At 73.8% G+C, this 16,719-nt stretch carries 17 protein-coding genes; 7 read left to right on the plus strand and 10 right to left on the minus strand.

Translation table 11 applies throughout. The annotated features are described in order from the left end of the window. The 4 genes from AB0D67_RS32395 to AB0D67_RS32410 form a co-directional block, all read right to left on the minus strand. Positions 1–351: a YciI family protein gene (locus AB0D67_RS32395; RefSeq protein ID WP_362944471.1), complete on the minus strand. Its 351-nt coding sequence runs from the start codon at positions 349–351 to the stop codon at positions 1–3. A gap of 119 nt (positions 352–470) precedes the next feature. Then, positions 471–2,063, minus strand: a complete 1,593-nt coding sequence (locus AB0D67_RS32400; protein WP_362944474.1) for an MFS transporter — start codon at positions 2,061–2,063, stop codon at positions 471–473. Further along, a complete protein-coding gene (locus AB0D67_RS32405) occupies positions 2,060–2,575 on the minus strand; it encodes an SRPBCC domain-containing protein (RefSeq protein WP_362944476.1) in 516 nt (171 codons plus the stop codon). Before AB0D67_RS32405 ends, AB0D67_RS32400 begins: the two co-directional genes overlap by 4 nt. A gap of 271 nt (positions 2,576–2,846) precedes the next feature. Continuing rightward, positions 2,847–3,932, minus strand: a complete 1,086-nt coding sequence (locus tag AB0D67_RS32410) for a YafY family protein (RefSeq protein WP_362944478.1) — start codon at positions 3,930–3,932, stop codon at positions 2,847–2,849. Positions 3,933–4,104: 172 nt separating this feature from the next. On the opposite strand from AB0D67_RS32410, the gene AB0D67_RS32415 reads away from it, so the two are divergent. Both AB0D67_RS32415 and AB0D67_RS32420 read left to right on the plus strand, forming a co-directional pair. Continuing rightward, positions 4,105–4,554 (plus strand): carboxymuconolactone decarboxylase family protein, encoded by a 450-nt coding sequence (locus AB0D67_RS32415; RefSeq protein WP_362944480.1) that lies wholly within the window; start codon positions 4,105–4,107, stop codon positions 4,552–4,554. 177 nt (positions 4,555–4,731) lie between these two features. Continuing rightward, positions 4,732–5,331 (plus strand): YdeI/OmpD-associated family protein, encoded by a 600-nt coding sequence (locus AB0D67_RS32420; protein ID WP_362944482.1) that lies wholly within the window; start codon positions 4,732–4,734, stop codon positions 5,329–5,331. Between the two features lie 82 nt (positions 5,332–5,413). Here AB0D67_RS32420 and AB0D67_RS32425 read toward each other — a convergent pair whose 3' ends face one another. Both AB0D67_RS32425 and AB0D67_RS32430 read right to left on the minus strand, forming a co-directional pair. Continuing rightward, positions 5,414–6,685, minus strand: coding sequence for an MFS transporter (locus tag AB0D67_RS32425; RefSeq protein ID WP_362944484.1), 1,272 nt, complete (start codon positions 6,683–6,685; stop codon positions 5,414–5,416). Beyond that, the gene (locus tag AB0D67_RS32430) at positions 6,682–7,170 is read right to left on the minus strand and encodes a MarR family transcriptional regulator (RefSeq protein ID WP_362944486.1); all 489 of its coding nucleotides are present in this window, start codon (positions 7,168–7,170) and stop codon (positions 6,682–6,684) included. The genes AB0D67_RS32425 and AB0D67_RS32430 overlap by 4 nt, the downstream gene beginning before the upstream one ends. Positions 7,171–7,362: 192 nt before the next feature. Between AB0D67_RS32430 and AB0D67_RS32435 the strand changes: the two genes are divergently transcribed. Next, entirely contained in the window at positions 7,363–10,188 is a 2,826-nt protein-coding gene (locus tag AB0D67_RS32435; protein ID WP_362944488.1) for an HAD-IC family P-type ATPase, read from the plus strand. Between the two features lie 27 nt (positions 10,189–10,215). Here AB0D67_RS32435 and AB0D67_RS32440 read toward each other — a convergent pair whose 3' ends face one another. Beyond that, positions 10,216–11,130, minus strand: coding sequence for an alpha/beta hydrolase (locus AB0D67_RS32440; RefSeq protein WP_362944490.1), 915 nt, complete (start codon positions 11,128–11,130; stop codon positions 10,216–10,218). 208 nt (positions 11,131–11,338) lie between these two features. On the opposite strand from AB0D67_RS32440, the gene AB0D67_RS32445 reads away from it, so the two are divergent. Continuing rightward, complete coding sequence (locus tag AB0D67_RS32445; protein ID WP_362944492.1) at positions 11,339–12,493, plus strand: histidine kinase; 1,155 nt, start codon at positions 11,339–11,341, stop codon at positions 12,491–12,493. Then, on the plus strand, positions 12,490–13,149 hold the full coding sequence (locus AB0D67_RS32450) for a response regulator transcription factor (RefSeq protein WP_362944494.1): 660 nt from the start codon (positions 12,490–12,492) through the stop codon (positions 13,147–13,149). Before AB0D67_RS32445 ends, AB0D67_RS32450 begins: the two co-directional genes overlap by 4 nt. 39 nt (positions 13,150–13,188) lie before the next feature. Here AB0D67_RS32450 and AB0D67_RS32455 read toward each other — a convergent pair whose 3' ends face one another. From AB0D67_RS32455 to AB0D67_RS32465, 3 genes are all read right to left on the minus strand, one after another. Beyond that, positions 13,189–14,325: a site-2 protease family protein gene (locus tag AB0D67_RS32455; RefSeq protein WP_362944496.1), complete on the minus strand. Its 1,137-nt coding sequence runs from the start codon at positions 14,323–14,325 to the stop codon at positions 13,189–13,191. A 180-nt stretch (positions 14,326–14,505) separates the two neighbouring features. After that, complete coding sequence (locus AB0D67_RS32460; protein ID WP_362944498.1) at positions 14,506–14,721, minus strand: DUF1918 domain-containing protein; 216 nt, start codon at positions 14,719–14,721, stop codon at positions 14,506–14,508. A gap of 99 nt (positions 14,722–14,820) precedes the next feature. Further along, a complete protein-coding gene (locus AB0D67_RS32465) occupies positions 14,821–15,411 on the minus strand; it encodes a hypothetical protein (RefSeq protein ID WP_362944500.1) in 591 nt (196 codons plus the stop codon). 203 nt (positions 15,412–15,614) lie between these two features. Here AB0D67_RS32465 and AB0D67_RS32470 point away from each other — a divergent pair, with 203 nt between their 5' ends. After that, positions 15,615–16,256 carry a response regulator transcription factor gene (locus AB0D67_RS32470; RefSeq protein ID WP_179828590.1) on the plus strand — a complete coding sequence of 214 codons (642 nt, stop codon included), beginning with the start codon at positions 15,615–15,617 and terminating at the stop codon, positions 16,254–16,256. A 52-nt stretch (positions 16,257–16,308) separates the two neighbouring features. Then, the coding region (locus tag AB0D67_RS32475) for a pyridoxamine 5'-phosphate oxidase family protein (protein ID WP_362944502.1) at positions 16,309–16,719 on the plus strand (411 nt) is incomplete at its 3' end.

Genomic DNA, 16,719 nt, shown 5'->3' on the forward strand with positions numbered 1-16,719 from the left:
TCAGCCGGCGGGCTCGTCGAGCAGCGGCCGTACCTCCACCGGCAGGGTGGTGGCCCGGGCGTAGCGGCGGCCCCACTCCAGGGCGGTGTCCAGGTCGGGGGCCCGGATGACGGTGAACCCGCCGAAGTGCTCCTTGGCCTCGGCGAAGGGGCCGTCGCTGAGCAGGGTCTCACCGTCGGTGACGCGCACCACGGTGGCGGTGGCCGGCGGGTGCAGGCCGGCGGCGAACACCCAGGCCCCGGCGGCCCGCAGCTCCTCGCCCAGCGCGTCCACCTCCCGCATGACCGGCTCCAGCACCTCCGGTGGCGGGGTGCCCTCCGGCTGGTACATGCTGATCAGGTATCGCCTCATCCGGTCTTCCTCCTCGGGAGTCCAGGGCCGGCCACTTCTCCGGGCCGGCCCCCTCATCCTCTACACGAACCGGCCGCGCCGGAATCGACAGGTACGGCCGCCGGAATCGGGCGCCGCCCTCACCCGGCCGCGGGCTGGGGCACGGCCGCCCCCTCGGCCGTCGTGCCGGCGGTGGTCCCGGCGGGGTCCGGGGCCGGGGCTCCGCCGCGGCGGAAGGCCAGCGCGGAGACGACCGCCAGGACGGTGAAGACGGCGGCCCCGAGCCAGGCGACGGTGGTCAGCCCACCGGCGAAGGCGGTGCGGGCGCCCTCCAGCAGCTCGGCGCCCGCCGCGGCGGGCAGCCGGCCGGCCGCGGCCACCGCGCCGGCGACGCTCTCGCCCGCGGCGCCGGCGGGGACGCCGCCCGGCAGGGCCTCGGCCAGCCGGTCGCGGTAGACGAACGCCGCCAGGCTGCCCAGGGTGGCGACCCCCAGGGCCACGCCGAACTCGCCGCTGGCCTCCGACAGCGCGGCCGCCGCGCCGGCCTTCTGCGGCGGGGCCGAGCCCAGCATCAGGTTCATCGTCATCGGCATGGGCAGCGCGACGCCGCCGGAGGCCAGGATGAGGCCCGCCACCAGCAGGTACAGCCCGCCGGTGCCGGAGATCTGGGTGTGCAGCACCAGCCCGCACGCCGCCGTGGCCAGCCCGGCCGACATCACGTACGCCGGGCGGATCCTGCGGGCCAGCAGCGGCGACAGCAGGGAACCGGCGATCATCGCGATGTTCTGCGGCACCAGCCACAGCCCCGCTTCCAGCGGCGACAGCCCTTCGACGGCCTGCAGGTAGGTGGTGGACATCAGCGTCACCCCGGCCATGACGATCCCGGCCAGCAGCATGACGCCCAGCGCCGTGCTGAAGGAGCGGCTGGACAGCAGGCGCAGGTCCAGCAGCGGGTCGGCCAGGCGCCGCTGGCGGCGGACGAACAACACGGTGAAGACCGCCCCGGTGGCGACGGCCGCGGCGGGCAGCGGCTGCCAGCCGCCGCGGGCCGCCTCCTTGAGGCCGTAGATGACCGGCAGGATCGCCGCCAGTGACAGCGCGACGCTCGTCAGGTCCACCCGGCCGGCGCCGGGGGCGCGGTACTCGGGCAGCAGGCGGGGGCCCGCGGCCAGCAGCAGCGCCATCACCGGGACGGCCGGCAGGAACACCGAGCCCCACCAGAAGTGCTGCAGCATCAGCCCGCCGACCAGCGGGCCCAGGGCCATGCCGCCCATGAAGCAGCTGAACCACACGCTGACCGCCAGCTGCATCTGGCGCGGGTCGGCGAACATGTTCCGGATCAGGGCCATGGTGGAGGGCATCATCGTCGCCCCGGACACGCCCAGCAGGGCGCGCGCGGCGATCAGCATCGCCGGGGTGGTGGAGAAGGCGGCCAGCACCGCGGCGGCCGCGAAGACGACCGCGCCGATCAGGAGCAGCCTGCGGCGGCCGATCCGGTCGCCGAGCGTGCCCATCGTGACCAGGAACCCGGCGAGCATGAACGAGTAGATGTCCAGGATCCACAGCTGCTGGGTGGCGTCGGCCCCCAGCCCGGCGCTCAGGTGCGGCAGGGCCAGGTACAGGATGCTGACGTCCAGCGACAGCAGCAGCGTGGGCAGGGCCAGTACGGCCAGCGCGGTCCACTCCCGGCGCGTGGCCCGCGCTCCGGGTGCGGGGAGGGCGGTGGCGGTCATCGTCCGGTCTCCTCGCCGGCCGGGTGCCCGGCCAGGTGCTCGGCCAGCCGGTCGAAGAACAGCAGCCAGCCGTCGCGGGCGGCGCGGGCGTGCGCGGGGTCGGTGTTGACGCCGGCCTGGTGCATGCTCATCCGGGTGCCGCCGGCGACGTCGGCGACGCCGCCGAGTTCGACGGTCACCACCGAGGCCGGCGCGCCGTCGCGGTTTCCGGGGTCTCCGGTGGTGAACACCAGCCGGCCGGGGGCGCAGACCTCCAGGTAGCGGCCGCCCAGGGGGTGCTCGCCGCCCTCGGGGGAGAGCAGGCGCACCTGCCAGGCCCCGCCCGGCTCGGCGTGCATCGTGATCTGCTCGGGGACGACGGTGAACTCGCGCGGGCCGAACCAGCGGGCGAAGCGCTCCGGCTCGGTCCAGGCGGCGAAGACCGCCTCACGCGGCGCGTCGAAGACACGGGTGATGGTGTACTCGCACCGTCCGTCGGTGCCGGCGTCCGGTGCGGTCGAAGTGGTGGTCATCGCCTCGTCCTTGGTCGGTGTCCTGGAGGGGAAGGCCCGCGCGGCCGGGGCGGGCCCGCGGGTGTCCCCGGCCGCCCCGTTCTTCCGGGGTGCCTTCACCCTCTCACCGAAAATTTTTTTTGTCAAGAACATCATAGTTGTCGGCATCGTGGCGTCTCCGGGAGGCGGCCGAAGGGCCGGGAACCCCGGAACGGAAACCCGCGCTGAGCCCTGGTGGCGTCCAGCGGCGATTCGACCTGGGCTTCTGTGACGGCGGCGCCTTCCGCGGCCGTCACCGGCCGGCTGCCGGGAGGTCCGGGGCTTCGGGCTCGATCGGTGGGACGCCACCCGTGGCGGGGTCCCGGTGGTCCTGCCGGCGGCGTCCGTCACCGCAGGCGGCCGTGTCGGCCATCGAAGGGTGCTCGTGCCCCTGGTTGTCCTCGAGGAGTCGCCGGGTGCGGGCGAGGAACGCCTGGCGGACCTCTTCCGGGTGCAGGATCCGGAGCGGTCGCCCGAGGCTGAGCAGGTAGCGGGCCAGGCCGTCGGCGTCCGGCCCGCCGATGTCGATGATCGTGGCGTCATCGCCGTCCGGGTGGTGGACGCCGACCGTCAGCGGTACCAGCCTGCGGGCCTCATCGGCCGGTACGGCCAGGCGGATGGTCACCCGCACCGGGTAGGGCCTCAGTGCCACGCCCGTGCCGACCGTCTGTGCCGGATCCGGCGGGTCGGGCGGGGCGGCGGCCTGCCCGGTGGCCGTGGCGTCGACGATGCGATCGGCGCGGAAGGTGCGCCAGTCCTGCCGCGTCAGATCGTGGGCGAGGAGATACCAGCGGCAGCCGGTGTAGATGAGCCGGTAGGGGTCCACTCGGCGGGTGGACGTCGTTCCGGCCTGGTCGCGGTAGGTCAGCCGGACGCGTTCGCCTCGCCGGCACGCGGTGGCCAGGTCGAGCAGCAGCGCGGGAGAGATCTGGCCGTCGTCGGGCCGTGCGGTGTGGGTGAACGCGGCGTCCAGCTCGCCGAGCCGGTCGGCGATCCTGGCCGGCAGCACCTGGCGTAGTTTCAGCAGCGCCGACAGGGCCGCCTGGTCACTGCCGGAGACTCCGCTGAAGGCGGCGGTGCGCAGCCCGACAGCGACCGCGAGGGCCTCCTCCTCGTCAAGGATCAGTGGCGGAATGCCGGTTCCGGGCCCGAGGTGGTAGCCGCCCCAGGGGCCCATCTCCGATTCGATGCCGTAGCCGAGTTCACGCAGCCGGGCGACGTCCCGGCGGACCGTCCGTTCGGTGACCTCCAGCCGGGCGGAGAGATCGGCGCACGTCCAGGACCGCCGCGTCGACAGCAGAGACAGCAGCCGCAGCAGCCGTGCCGAGGTGTTGACCACGGCCGACAGTCTGCTCGATGACCAGGACCGTTTCTGACCGGGTCATACCGTAACGTCGCCGGCGCGGCCGAGAACTCCTCGGCCGGAACGTCCACTACGACGCCGGGCTCCGCCGAGGCACGTCAGATGACGGGCCCGGGCGGGCGCACGTGACCGAAGAGGAGCAGGACCCATGGAAGCACGCATGAAGAGCGTGGCGAGTCCCGACCTGATCACCGGGATCCAGCATCTCCACAAGGCGATTCACGCCGGTGGCGTCGACCCGCTCGTGCTCGAGCTGGTGCATCTGCGGGCCAGCCAGATCAACGGCTGCAGCCCCTGCGTGTTCGCCGGCGTCCGGTCGGCGAAGAAGCACGGAGAGACCGAGGAGCGGCTGCACAACGTGGTCGCCTGGCGTGAGGCTCCGTTCTTCACCGAGGAGGAACGGGCGGCGCTCGCGCTGGCCGAGGCCGCCACCCGGATCCAGGACGGCGCGCCGGGCGTGACCGACGAGATCTGGGACGCCGCCGCCACCCACTTCGACGAGAAGCAGCTGTCCGCGATCATCCTGAACATCGCACTCACCAACTTCTTCAACCGAATCAACCATACGATCCGGGAGCAGGCCGGCAAGGCCTGGTGAAGGCGGGCGGGTGTCATCCGTCCAGAGGACGCGGTGGCGACGTGGCGAAGGACGAGATCGGCCGGCTCCACCGCCGGCCGATCCAGCGCCACTGCCGGCAGGCCCCCGTCCTGGGCTCCCACCTCCGGGTGACCGCCGACAACCATCCCTTTGACGATCATCAGGGGCACAATGACGATGAGCGACGAACCACTGGAACTGACCGTTGCCGATGCCCGAGCCTGGCGGGAGTGGCTCAGCAGGCACCACGACGGCTCGGCAGGGGTGTGGCTGGTCCTCGCCAAGCGGAACACGACCCGGCCCACCAGCCTGACCTATGACCAGGCACTCGACGAAGCCCTGTGCCACGGCTGGATCGACGGTCGGCTGCGACGGCGCGATGAGATCACTTTCTGCCGGCGCTTCACCCCTCGCGGAAGACGGAGTCCCTGGTCGGCGCGGAACGTTTCCATCGTCACCCGTCTGATCGGCGAGGGCCGGATGCATGCGGCCGGGATGACCGAGGTCGAACGCGCCAAGGCCGACGGCCGCTGGGAGGCGGCCTACGCGGGACAAGCGGGCATCGAGGTGCCGGCCGACCTGGCCGCCGCATTGGCCGCGGAGCCCCGGGCACAGGCCATGTTCGACATTCTCACCTCCCAGAACCGCTACGCCGTTCTCTATCGGATCGCGGACGCCAAACGCGCCGAGACCCGAGCCCGCCGTATCGCCCGGTTCGTCGACATGCTCGCCCGCGGCGAGGCGATCCACCCGCAGAAGCGTGCCCTCGGCGGTTGAACGCGGGCCCGCTCCTCTTCCCGCCTCGCTCCCCCGAGCCCGCGCACATGGCGGCTCGCCGGGCGTCAGGGCCCGAGACGGGTCAGGACGCCTGACCGGCGGCCGGCCGCCCGGCGGCGGACGGCGTGCGGTAGGCCCGCAGGGGGGCGTTGGCCGCGGCCACGGCGGCGACCGCCAGGAGGGCGGACAGCCCGCCGAAGACCAGGGAGAAGGGGGCGGAGGTGACCGACGCCAGCAGGCCGCCGCGGAAGTTGCCGAGCTCGGGGCCCGCGACACCGATGACGTGTTCCACCGAGGAGACCCGCCCCCGGTACGCGTCCGGGGTCTCCAGCTGGACCAGGGCTCCGCGGGTGACGACGGACACGGTGTCGGCGGCGCCCGCCACGGCCAGGCAGCCGAGTGCCAGCCACAACGGCCCCGCCAGGCCGAAGCAGGCCAGCGCCAGGCCCCAGACGCCGGCCGCGGACAGCTGCACCAGGCCGCCACGGCGCCAGCGCGTCACCGTGCCGGAGAGCAGACCGGCCGTGATCCCCCCGACCGCGACGGCCGAGAGGAACAGGCCGAGGGTCTGCGGATTCCCCCCGAAGCGGATCTCGTTGACCAGCGGGAAGAGCGCGACGGGCATGGCGAGCAGTGTCGCGGACAGGTCGGTGGCCATCGAGCCCCACAGCGTCGGGCGGCGCAGGACGATCCGCCGGCCGCCGCGCTCGGGCCGGCGCCCGCCGCCTGCCGCGCCGGCGCCTTCGGGCCGCATGGCGGGCAGGCGGATCACCGCGAGCATCGAGACCGCCGTGGCCACGGCCTGGGCGGCGTACGCGGCGGGGAGGTCCCAGCGGGCGATGATCAGCCCGGCCGTCGCGGGCCCGGCCAGCATCGCCGCCTGGAAGGAGACGTTGGTCAGCGCGAGACCGCCCGCCACCTGGTCGTCCGGCAGCAGCCGGACCGGGAGGGCGCGCCGGGCGGGAGCACCGAGGGCGTTGCAGCCCGTCCCCACGGCGACCAGGGCGAGCAGCAGCACCACGTCCCGGTTGCCCGCCAGGGCCTGGGCGCACAGCCCGGCGGCGGCCAGCAGCTGGCCCGCGGTGGTGGCCCGCACCACCGCACGGCGGTCGACGGCGTCTGCCAGCGTGCCGCCGAGCAGCCCGAACAGCACCATCGGCAGGCCGGTGGCGAGCCCGATGGCGCCGGTGCCCACCGGGCTGCCGGTCAGGTCCCAGACCTGCGCCAGCACCGCCACGGTGGCCATCTGCCCGCCGAGCTGGGATGCCGCGGTGCCGATCCACAGGTCGCGGAACGGCCGGCTGCCGCGCAGGGGGCGGGTGTCGAGGAACCGGAGACGGATCCGCCCCCTCATCGCGGCGGCTCGACGAGATGGTGGAGGATCCGCCGCCGCATCGGCCGTCGCTCCAGCGCCCGCCGTACCTCCTCGACGACGGCGGTCATCGGGTACGGGATCTCGCGGTCCAGTTCGGCGACCGTCGCGTGGGTGGCGCGCCACTCCGCCTCCAGGAACGGCACCAGCGCCCGGCCTCGCTCGGTCAGGTCGATCCGCCGGGTGCGGGCGTCGGGGCCCGGCTCGGAGGTGACCAGCCCCTCCTTGCGCATGGCGGCGATGGTCTGGCTGATCGCGGAGTGCGAGCGGTTCAGGGACTTCGCGAGCTCGCGGATGGTCAGGGGCCCGGTGTGGGCGAGCCTGATCAGCGGATAGGCGAACCGGGGCCGTACCCCCTCGATGCCACGCTCGACGTAGACCTGCTCGATCTCGGCGTCCATGGCCGCCAGAAGCTCGTGCAGTGCGTGCCAGGGGTCGGGGAGCGCTGTGGGGTCCAAAGATGTCACAGCGCTAATATAACAGCGCTGCGATAAATTGGGCCCGCGATCGGCCGCGAGCCGGCCGGGCCCTGCTGGCCTGGGCGCCTGGGACGCGGTGGGGACTTTGGCCCCTGCCGCCGCACCCGTAAGGCCCCTACCGCCGCCGTCCCGCCGGTCGGCACAATCGGCGCAGACCACCGAATCCGGGGGGATGGTCACATGCTCGTGCAGGCGACCGGGTCCGCGGAGCAGGCCGCGGCGGACGGGCTGGACGTCGCCGACGCCGCAGCCCTGCCGGTGCGGCGGGTGCGCGACCTGCTGCGCACCGGCGACGACGGCCTCGGCGCCGCCGAGGCCCGCGACCGCCTGGCCCGGGCCGGGCCGAACGCGGTGCGCACCCACCGGGCCCGCCGCATGGCCGTCCTGCTGCGTCAGCTGCGCTCACCGCTGCTGATCCTGCTCGCCCTGACCGCGGCCGCGTCGTTCTTCCTCGGCGAACCCGCCGACGCCCTCATCATCGGGGTGATCCTGACCGCGTCGGTGGGGCTGGGCTTCGCCAACGAGTACCGCGCCGAGAAGGCCGCCGAGACGCTGCACGCGCAGATCCGCCACCGCTGCACCGTCTGGCGCGACGGCCACCCCCGCCTCGCCGAGGTGACCGAACTGGTCCCGGGCGACCTGGTGGAGATCCGGCTGGGCGAGGTGGTCCCGGCCGACCTGCGGCTGGTCACCGTCACCGGCCTGGAGTGCGAGGAGTCGGCCCTGACCGGCGAGTCGCTGCCGGTGGCCAAGTCCACCGGCCCCCTCCCGCCCGGAACGGCGCCGGCCGAGCTGGCCTGCTGCGCGCTGATGGGCACCGTGGTGCACGCCGGCTCGGGCACCGGCCTGGTCGTGGCCACCGGCGGCCGGACCCGCTTCGGCCGCATCGCCCTGGAACTGGGCCACGCCCACCCCGAGACCGCCTTCCAGGCGGGGCTGCGCCGGTTCTCCATGCTGCTGGTCCGCGTCGCCGCCGCGCTCACCGCGGTGATCTTCATCGTGAACGTGGCGCTGCACCGGCCCGTCATCGACGCCCTGCTGTTCTCCCTGGCGATCGCGGTCGGCATCTCCCCGCAGCTGCTGCCGGCCGTCGTCACCACCGGCCTGGCCGCCGGCGCCTCCCGGCTGGCCCGCTGCAAGGTCCTGGTAAAACGCCTGGTGTGCATCGAGGACCTGGGTGACATCGAGGTGCTGTTCACCGACAAGACCGGCACCCTCACCGAGGGCCGTCTCAGCTTCATGCGCGCCCTGGGTCCCGACGGCCGCCCCGCCACCGGCCCGCTGGAGCTGGGCCTGCTGTGCAACGAGGCCGTCGTCGACTCCCCCGCCTCCCCCTCGCCCCCTGCGGCCCCCCCTGCGGCCCCCCCTGCGGCCCCCGCCGGCCCCGCCGCCTCCGGCTCCCCCGCCGACCCCGCCGACCCTGCCAGGCCCGGCGCGGACGTCGCGGGCGGCAACCCCCTGGACGCCGCGCTGTGGCGCTCCCCGGCCGCCGCGCCCGCCCGCGCCCGCCTGGCCGGCCACCGCCGCCTGGCCACCCTGCCGTTCGACCACCGGCGCCGCACCGCCTCGGTCCTGGTCGAACACGACGGCCACCGTACGGTCATCACCAAGGGGGCGCCGGAGGCGGTGCTGCTCCGCTGCGCCCCCATCGGCGAGCAGGCCCGCGCCGCACTGGAGGCGGAGTTCACCGCCGGCAACCGCGTCGTCGCGGTCGCCGTCCGCGACGCGCCCGCCGCCACCGCCCTGACCCCCGCCGACGAACGCGACCTGACCTTCGCCGGGCTGCTGGTGTTCCTCGACCCGCCCAAGGCCGGCGCCGGCCAGGCCCTACGGCGCCTGGCCGGCCTCGGCGTCACCGTCAAGGTCCTCACCGGCGACAACCCCGTCGTGGCCGCCAAGGTCTGCGCCGACCTGGGCCTCGCGGCCGGGCCGGTGCTGACCGGCGCCGACGTCGACGCCTCCGGCGACGCCCGCCTGGCCGCCCTGATCACGCAGACGACCGTCTTCGCCCGCGTCAGCCCCGAGCACAAGTCCCGCATCGTGCGCCTGGCCCGCGGCGGCGGCCTGGACGTGGCCTTCCTCGGCGACGGCGTCAACGACGCCGCCGCCCTGCACGCCGCCGACGTCGGCATCTCCGTCGACTCCGCCACCGACGTCGCCAAAGACGCCGCCGACGTGCTGCTCCTGGAAAAAGACCTGGGAATCCTGGCCGACGGCGTGCTGCAGGGCCGCCGCATCTTCGCCAACACCATGAAGTACGTCCTGATGGGCACCTCCAGCAACTTCGGCAACATGTTCAGCGCCGCCGCCGCCTCGCTGCTGCTGGGCTTCCTGCCGATGCTGCCCTCGCAGATCCTGCTCAACAACCTGCTGTACGACACCAGCCAGCTGGCCATCCCCACCGACGACGTCGACGCCGAGCAGCTGGAGCGGCCCGCCCGCTGGGACGTGCCGCTGATCCGGCGTTTCATGCTGTTCTTCGGCCCGATCAGCTCGATCTTCGACGCCGTCACCTTCACCGTGATGCTGGGCCTCTTCCACGCCGGCCCCCCGCTGTTCCGCACCGGCTGGTTCGTGGAGTCCCTCGCCACCCAGACTTTGGTGATCTTCGCCGTCCGCACCCGCCGCGTCCCGTTCTTCCGCAGCCACCCCAGCGTGCCGCTGCTGCTGGCCGCCCTGGGCGTGGTGACCGCCGGGGCGCTGCTGCCGGCGACCCCGCTGGCCGCCCTCCTGGGATTCCAGCCGTTGCCGGGGCCGTTCTTCCTGGCCCTCGCCCTGATGACGGCCGCCTACCTGACGCTCATCGAGCTGGCCAAACGCCGCTTCTACCGCACGGCGCCGGCGGCGCCCCCCGGGCGCCGCCGCGTCCCCGGCCACCGCGTCCACCGCCGTGCCAGCCGATTCAGCACCGCCGCCCTCCCGCCCCGCCGCGTCCCTCCACGGGCCACCCCGGCCACCCCGGCCGCTTCGGCCCCGCCGGATCCCTCACCGAGGCCGGCGGCCTGAGGCGTCACGGCCGCCCGGCCCGGCCGATCACTCACCGTCCGCCCGGCGTGCGGCCTGCGCGATGACGCGTTCGACGGCCTGGACGGCGACATCAGGCCGGTCGAGGTAGATGTAGTGGCCGCTGCCGGCGGCCGTGCTCAGCGTGGCGGCGCCCGACAGCGCGAGCCACCCGCGCTGGCCCGCGGCCCACGCCTTCTCCAGGCGCGGCCCGTATCCGGGAACGGCCGCGAGGTACCGCTTCCCGTGCTGGATCACCTCCACCGGAATGTTCCCGGCGGAACGGACCTTCCCATCGCTGATGACGAGCCTCTCCGGGTTCTCCCCCTTGAACACCGCGAGGTTCTGCGCGCGCAGCTCGGCCGCCGGACCGGTGGCGGAAGCGGGGATCGCCTTCGTGATGTCCTCCACCATGGTGGAAAGGGTGGCGTCCATCAGGACCAGCCCCTTGACCCTGTCGCGGTGGCCGGGGGCGTACCGGGCGGCGATCAGCCCGCCCAGTGAGTGCCCGGCCAGGACGACCGGCCGGTCACCGGCGACACGGCCGATCACCCCGGTCAGAGTGTCACCGACGCCGGAGAGGTCCTGCGGGCCCTGCGGCCGGTCGCTCACGCCCGAGCCCGGCCGGTCGTAGGAACAGACCCGGTCGTGCTCGCTCAGCGTCCTCTGGAGCGCGGCCATCTTGCCCAGGCCGTCGCCCGCCCCGAGCAGCAGGATGACGACCGGGCCGTCTTCCTCCGGGTCACCCGAACAGGACACGTTCACCGACCGGCCCCCGACAGTGATCTTCCCGGGCCCGGAGATCGGGGCGGGACCGGCCGTCCGCGTGGCGGAGGCGAGGGGATCCCAGTTCTCCAGCTCCTCACCGTCGCAGCCGGCGGCCCCCACGCCGAGCACGACGCAGCCCAGCACGGCCGCAACGGATGACTTGGTCCTGCACAGCATGAGGTCCTCCAGTGAGGGGATCGACGCCGGGACGGCACACACACGGCGGTACGGCGGTGCGGCGGCGAAAGCGGACGCGACGCCGTGGCCGTGGCCGTGCCGCAACGCTAGGGATCCGGCGGCCCGGAGTCGTCCCCGCGCGGTGGACATCCGCAGGTAGCTCGCACGGGGGATGGGCCCGGACCACCGGATCCCCTACGCTCCCCCAATGATCGAACTGCGGCGGGTCACGGATCTGTGGCGGCGGCGCGACGTCGTGATCCGGGACCTGCCGTTCGGGGTGCTGGTGGCCGTCGCGTCGCTCCTGCCGGCGCTCCACGGCAAGGGGACGCAGGTCGGCGATCTGCCGGCCCGCCCCTTCGACGCGGCGGCGTTCGCCGTGATCGCCCTGGAGTGCCTCCCGCTCGCCGTGCGCCGGCGGTGGCCGGCCGTGTGCCTGGCCCTGGTGTCACTCGGCTTCGCCCTCGACCAGCTACGCGCCTACCACGTGCTCGCGAGCAACGTGATGCCCATCGCGCTCATCAGCGCGGGCGCCCATCTGGAGCGCCACCGGCGCCTCACCGCGATCCTGCTCTCGGCGGCGTACGCGGCACTGGCGTTCGCCCTCGACCGGCTCGGCGCGGCCGAACGGGTGGAAGGATACGTGGTCTTCTACCTGGCCCTGGCCCTGGCGTGGGGCGTCGGGGCCCGGCTGCGCTCCGCCCGCGCCGCCGAGGCGGAACACCGCCGCCACGTCGCCGAGGCCACCCGCGCCGCCGAACGCACCCGCATCGCCCGCGAGCTCCACGACGTCGTGACGCACCACGTGACGGCGATGGTCGTACAGGCCGAGGCCGCACGCTACCTGACCGCCTCCCCCGACCGCCTCGACGCGACGCTGAGCGCCGTCACCAGCACCGGCCGGCGGGCCATCGCCGACCTGCGGCACATGCTCGACCTGCTCAAAGCCGACCACGACCCCGATGCGGGCGTGTCCTCCGCCGGCGGCCTCCACACACTCGTGGAACAGACCCGCCAGGCCGGGCAACCGGTGGAGTTCACCGAGGAGGGCGGCCCGGCGGAATCGGCGGGCAGCGCCGAACTCGTGACCTATAGAGTCGTGCAGGAAGCCCTGACGAACGCGCTCAAACACGCCTACGGCAGCCGCACCGTGGTCCAGGTGCGCTACGGGGACAAGGAGATCAGCGTGGCGGTGAGCACCGACGGCTCCGGCTCGCGGACCGGCTCCCCCGGCGGGAGCGGACGGGGCCTGACCGGGCTCCGCGAGCGGGTGGACGCCCTGGGCGGCGAGTTCGGCACGACCCGGCGGGCGGACGGCGGCTTCGCCGTACGGGCCCGCATCCCCGCGGGAGACCCGTCGTGACCACGCCGGTCCGAGTCCTGGTCTGCGATGACCAGGCGCTGATCCGCACCGGCTTCGCGACGATCATCGGCGCGCAGCCCGACATGGAGGTGGTGGGCGAGTGCGGCGACGGCCGCGCCGCGGTCGACCTGGCCCGTCGGCTGAACCCCGACATGGTCGTGATGGACGTACGGATGCCGGTGCTCGACGGCATCGAGGCCACCCGCCTGCTGGCCGGCGCCGGAGTGGCCGACCCCGTCAAGGTGCTCGTGGTGACGACGTTCAACCTGGACGAGTACGTCTACGAGGCGCTGCGCGCCGGAGCGAGCGGCTTCCTGCTCAAAGACGCCCCGCCCGCGCAACTCCTGCACGGCATCCGCACCGTCGCCGCCGGCGCCGCGCTGCTGGCCCCGGAGGTGACCCGCCGGCTCGTCGGCCGGTACGCGGCCCGCATCCGCCCCGCCGAGGGCGCGGCGGACGACCTCCCGCTGACCCCGCGCGAGCTGGAGGTGCTGCGCCTCATCGCCGAAGGCCTGTCCAACGGCGAGATCGCAGCCACCCTGGTGATCAGCCAGGAGACCGTCAAGACGTACGTGTCGCGCATCCTCACCAAACTCGACCTGCGCGACCGCGTGCAGGCGGTGGTCTACGCCCACCGCAGGGGCCTGGTGACCTGAGCCGCCCCGCCCGGCCGGTGGCGGACCGGCGGGACGCGCCTAACCAGGACGGCCCGGCACCTTCGTCCCGGCACGCAACGACGCCTGAAGCATGATCCTCGCCACGTCCGCCGCGGTGACCATGCCGACCACCCGCCCACCCTCGCACACCACCGCGGCCACCTCCCCACCACCGGCCGACAGCACACCCGCCGCCGGATCCTGCGCCTGCAGCACCCGCCCCGCCGGCAACGGCCGCATGACCTGCGAGACACGCACCTCACCGCGCCGCTCCACCGGCACCGCACACAACGCCGCCAGCGACACCGTGCCGACCGGCGCGCCGGAGAAGTCCACCACAGGAAAGACGCTCTGCGCCGACCGCAGCGCCACCGACTCGGCGAAGGCGCCCACCTCCAGCCACGCCGGAGCCTGATCCACCCCGGCGGTCATCACCTCCCGCACGCTCAGCCCCTCAAGACCCGCCTGCGCCGCCCGGGCCATCCCCTCACCGCGGGCGCTGCCCGACAGGAACCAGCCGACCAGCGCCGTCCACAACCCGCCGACCGGCGACCACACCAGCGTCTGCACCACCCCCGCGGCGATCAGCGCCATACCCAGCGACTGCCCGGCCCGCGCCGCCACCCGGTCGGCCCGCCCCCGGTCCCCGAAACGCCGCCACAGCACCGCGTGCAGCACCCTGCCACCGTCCAGCGGCGCACCCGGCAGCATGTTGAAGACCGCCAGCACCCCGTTGACCGTCGCCAGCCACACCAGCGCCGACCACACCAGCGGCACCCCCCGCGCCGCCGCCGACACCGCCAGCGCCGCCAGCGCCACCACCGCGCTCGTCACCGGCCCCGCCAGGCTGATGCGCAGCTCCGCTCGCGGCGAGCCCACCTCGCCCTCGAACTCCGTCACCCCGCCCAGCAGCCACAGCGTGATCGACTTCACGCTCACCCCCGCCCGGCGGGCCACCAGGGCGTGCGCCAGCTCATGCGCCAGCAACGAGGCGAAGAACACCGGCGACGTCACCGCGGCGGCCACCCAGTACAGCTGCGGCGCCAGCCCCGGCGCCGAGACGGGCAGCACCGCCGTACCCAGGATCATCGCGATCAGCGCGACGATCAGCAGCGCGGACCAGTGGACCCCCACCGGCACCCCCGCCACGCGTCCCAGACGCAGCGTCGGATTCACCCCTCAAGCCTGAACCGTCGCCGCGCCCCGGTCCAGAGACCTTCGCCCCCCGCCCACCGGGACCTTCGGGCCGTACCCGCCATCCACCGCGCGGACGGACCACCCCGCCCCGGGGAAAACCCACCGGCCGACGCCACCCCACCCACGGAGCGAAGGAGGCGGCGCCGGCCGGCGCACCGGTCACGGCGCCGGAAGTACGGCCTCACGTCCCCGCCCGGCCTCCACATGCGCGTCCGGACCGGGGAACACCAGACTCTCGTGCTCGGCGCCCTCCCAGCGCACCACATACGGCGGCTCCCCACCGGGATGACGCAACTCCACGATCACCCCGATCCGCCGCCCCTCACCCGTATGGGCCCCCTCAACGATGAGCCGGTCCCCCACCTGAGCCTTCATCGCACACCCTTTCCACTCGCGCCCCCTCACGAAAAGGGCGATCCCCCTCCTCGCCAACCCGGCCGGCGGCCGGGAAGAACCACACCGCCCCCGCGCACCTCACGCCTGCCGCCTGCGGCGCCAGCGCTGGTCGGCCAACGCCCACGCCCGCTCCCACTCGGCCGCCCGGTGCCGGTTCAACAGCCCCCGCGCCCCCGCGAGCCCCAGGAGCAGAAGCGCCGCGGCCCACCCCACCAAGGTCACCACCGCGAACACCGTGTCCAGGACCGTCTTGACGTGACTCTGCGGCGCCGACGTCGGCCGCCCCGAGGCATCCAGCCACACCCGGGTGCCCGCCCCGGCCCGCACATCCGGCGGCAACGTCACCCGCGCCGTGCGCACCACCCCCTCGGCCGTGCTCCAGCGCACCGTCCGCAACCGCCACTGCGGCCCCGTCTCCGGCGCCTTAGGCCCATCCACCACCTGCGCGCTCACCGGCACCCGATGCCCCGGACCGCTCAGCTCCGCCCGCATCCCCCCGGCGTACACCTGCCGGCCCAGCGCCATCGCCGGCCACAGGCACGCCACGAACAACGCGACGGCCACCAGCAACGCCACCGTCTCCAGCCGGTCCGAACCCCTGCGCAGCGGATTGCCGTCGAACCGGTGCAGGTTCAGGTGACACCTCGCCCACCGAGTAACGCAGCGCATCGGGCCACCTCCCGCGGCCGACATTCACAATCCCCAGCATTCGCCCCATTTCCAGCGTTCGGTGCGCCACACCCCACCTGCCAGGGTCTTTTGACGCCCCCGCCCGGGACCTTAGACCCCCCAGACCAACCCCCGCCCCACCCACACCCAACCCGGGACCTTCGTCCCTACCACCCCCGCCGCCCGGCCGCTACCGTGCACCTATGATCCGCGTGTTCCTCGTAGACGACCACGAAGTCGTACGCCGGGGCGTCGCCGCCCTGCTCGAATCCGAAGGCGACATCGACGTGATCGGCGAAGCCGGAACCGCCGAATCCGCCATCGCCCGCATCCCCGCCCTCAAACCCGACGTCGCCGTCCTCGACGTCCGCCTGCCCGACGGCAGCGGCATCGACGTCTGCCGCGAAGTCCGCTCCAAGATGCCCGACCTCGCCTGCCTCATGCTCACCTCCTTCGCCGACGACGAAGCCCTCTTCACCGCCGTCATGGCCGGCGCCGCCGGATACGTCCTCAAACAGATCCACGGCTCCGACCTCGTCGGCGCCGTCCGCACCGTCGCCGCCGGCCAATCCCTCCTCGACCCCCAGACCACCGCCTCCATGCTCGCCCGCCTGCGCGACCAGGCCGCCCGCAAAGACCCCCTCGCCGCCCTGTCCGACCAGGAACGCCACATCCTCGAACTCATCGGCGAAGGAATGACCAACCGCCAGATCGGAGAACGCCTCTACCTCGCCGAGAAGACCGTCAAGAACTACGTCTCCAACCTCCTGGCCAAACTCAACATGCAACGCCGCACCCAGGCCGCCGCCCTCGCCGCCCGCCTCAAGGCCGACCATCACGAATGACAGGACCTTCGCCCCTTACTCCACACCCCACACGATCGGCACCCTGGACCCCATGACAGTCGACTCCGCCGGCCTGCACGTACTCTCCCGCCAGGAGTGCATGCGACTGCTGTCAACCACCCCCATCGGCCGGATCGTCTTCACCGACCGCGCCCTGCCCGCCGTCCAGCCCGTCAACTTCTGCCTCCACCACGGCGACATCGTCATCCGCACCAACGCCGGCTCCAAACTCGCCGCCGCCACCCGCCACACCGTCGTCGCCTTCGAAGCCGACGACTTCGACCCCCGCACCCGCACCGGCTGGTCCGTCACCGCCGTCGGCCGCGCCCGCGCCGCCCGCGACCCCGACGAGATCACCCACCTGGCCGCCCTGCCCCTCACCCCCTGGGCACCCGGACAGCGCGAGCTGGGTGTTCATGATGTCGGTCTTGAGCAGGACGCGGTTCACGCCGAGATGGTCGAA

Origin of the sequence: Streptosporangium sp. NPDC048047 (assembly GCF_040653115.1) — a bacterium.
In the GTDB taxonomy this organism is placed as follows: Bacteria; Actinomycetota; Actinomycetes; order Streptosporangiales; family Streptosporangiaceae; genus Streptosporangium.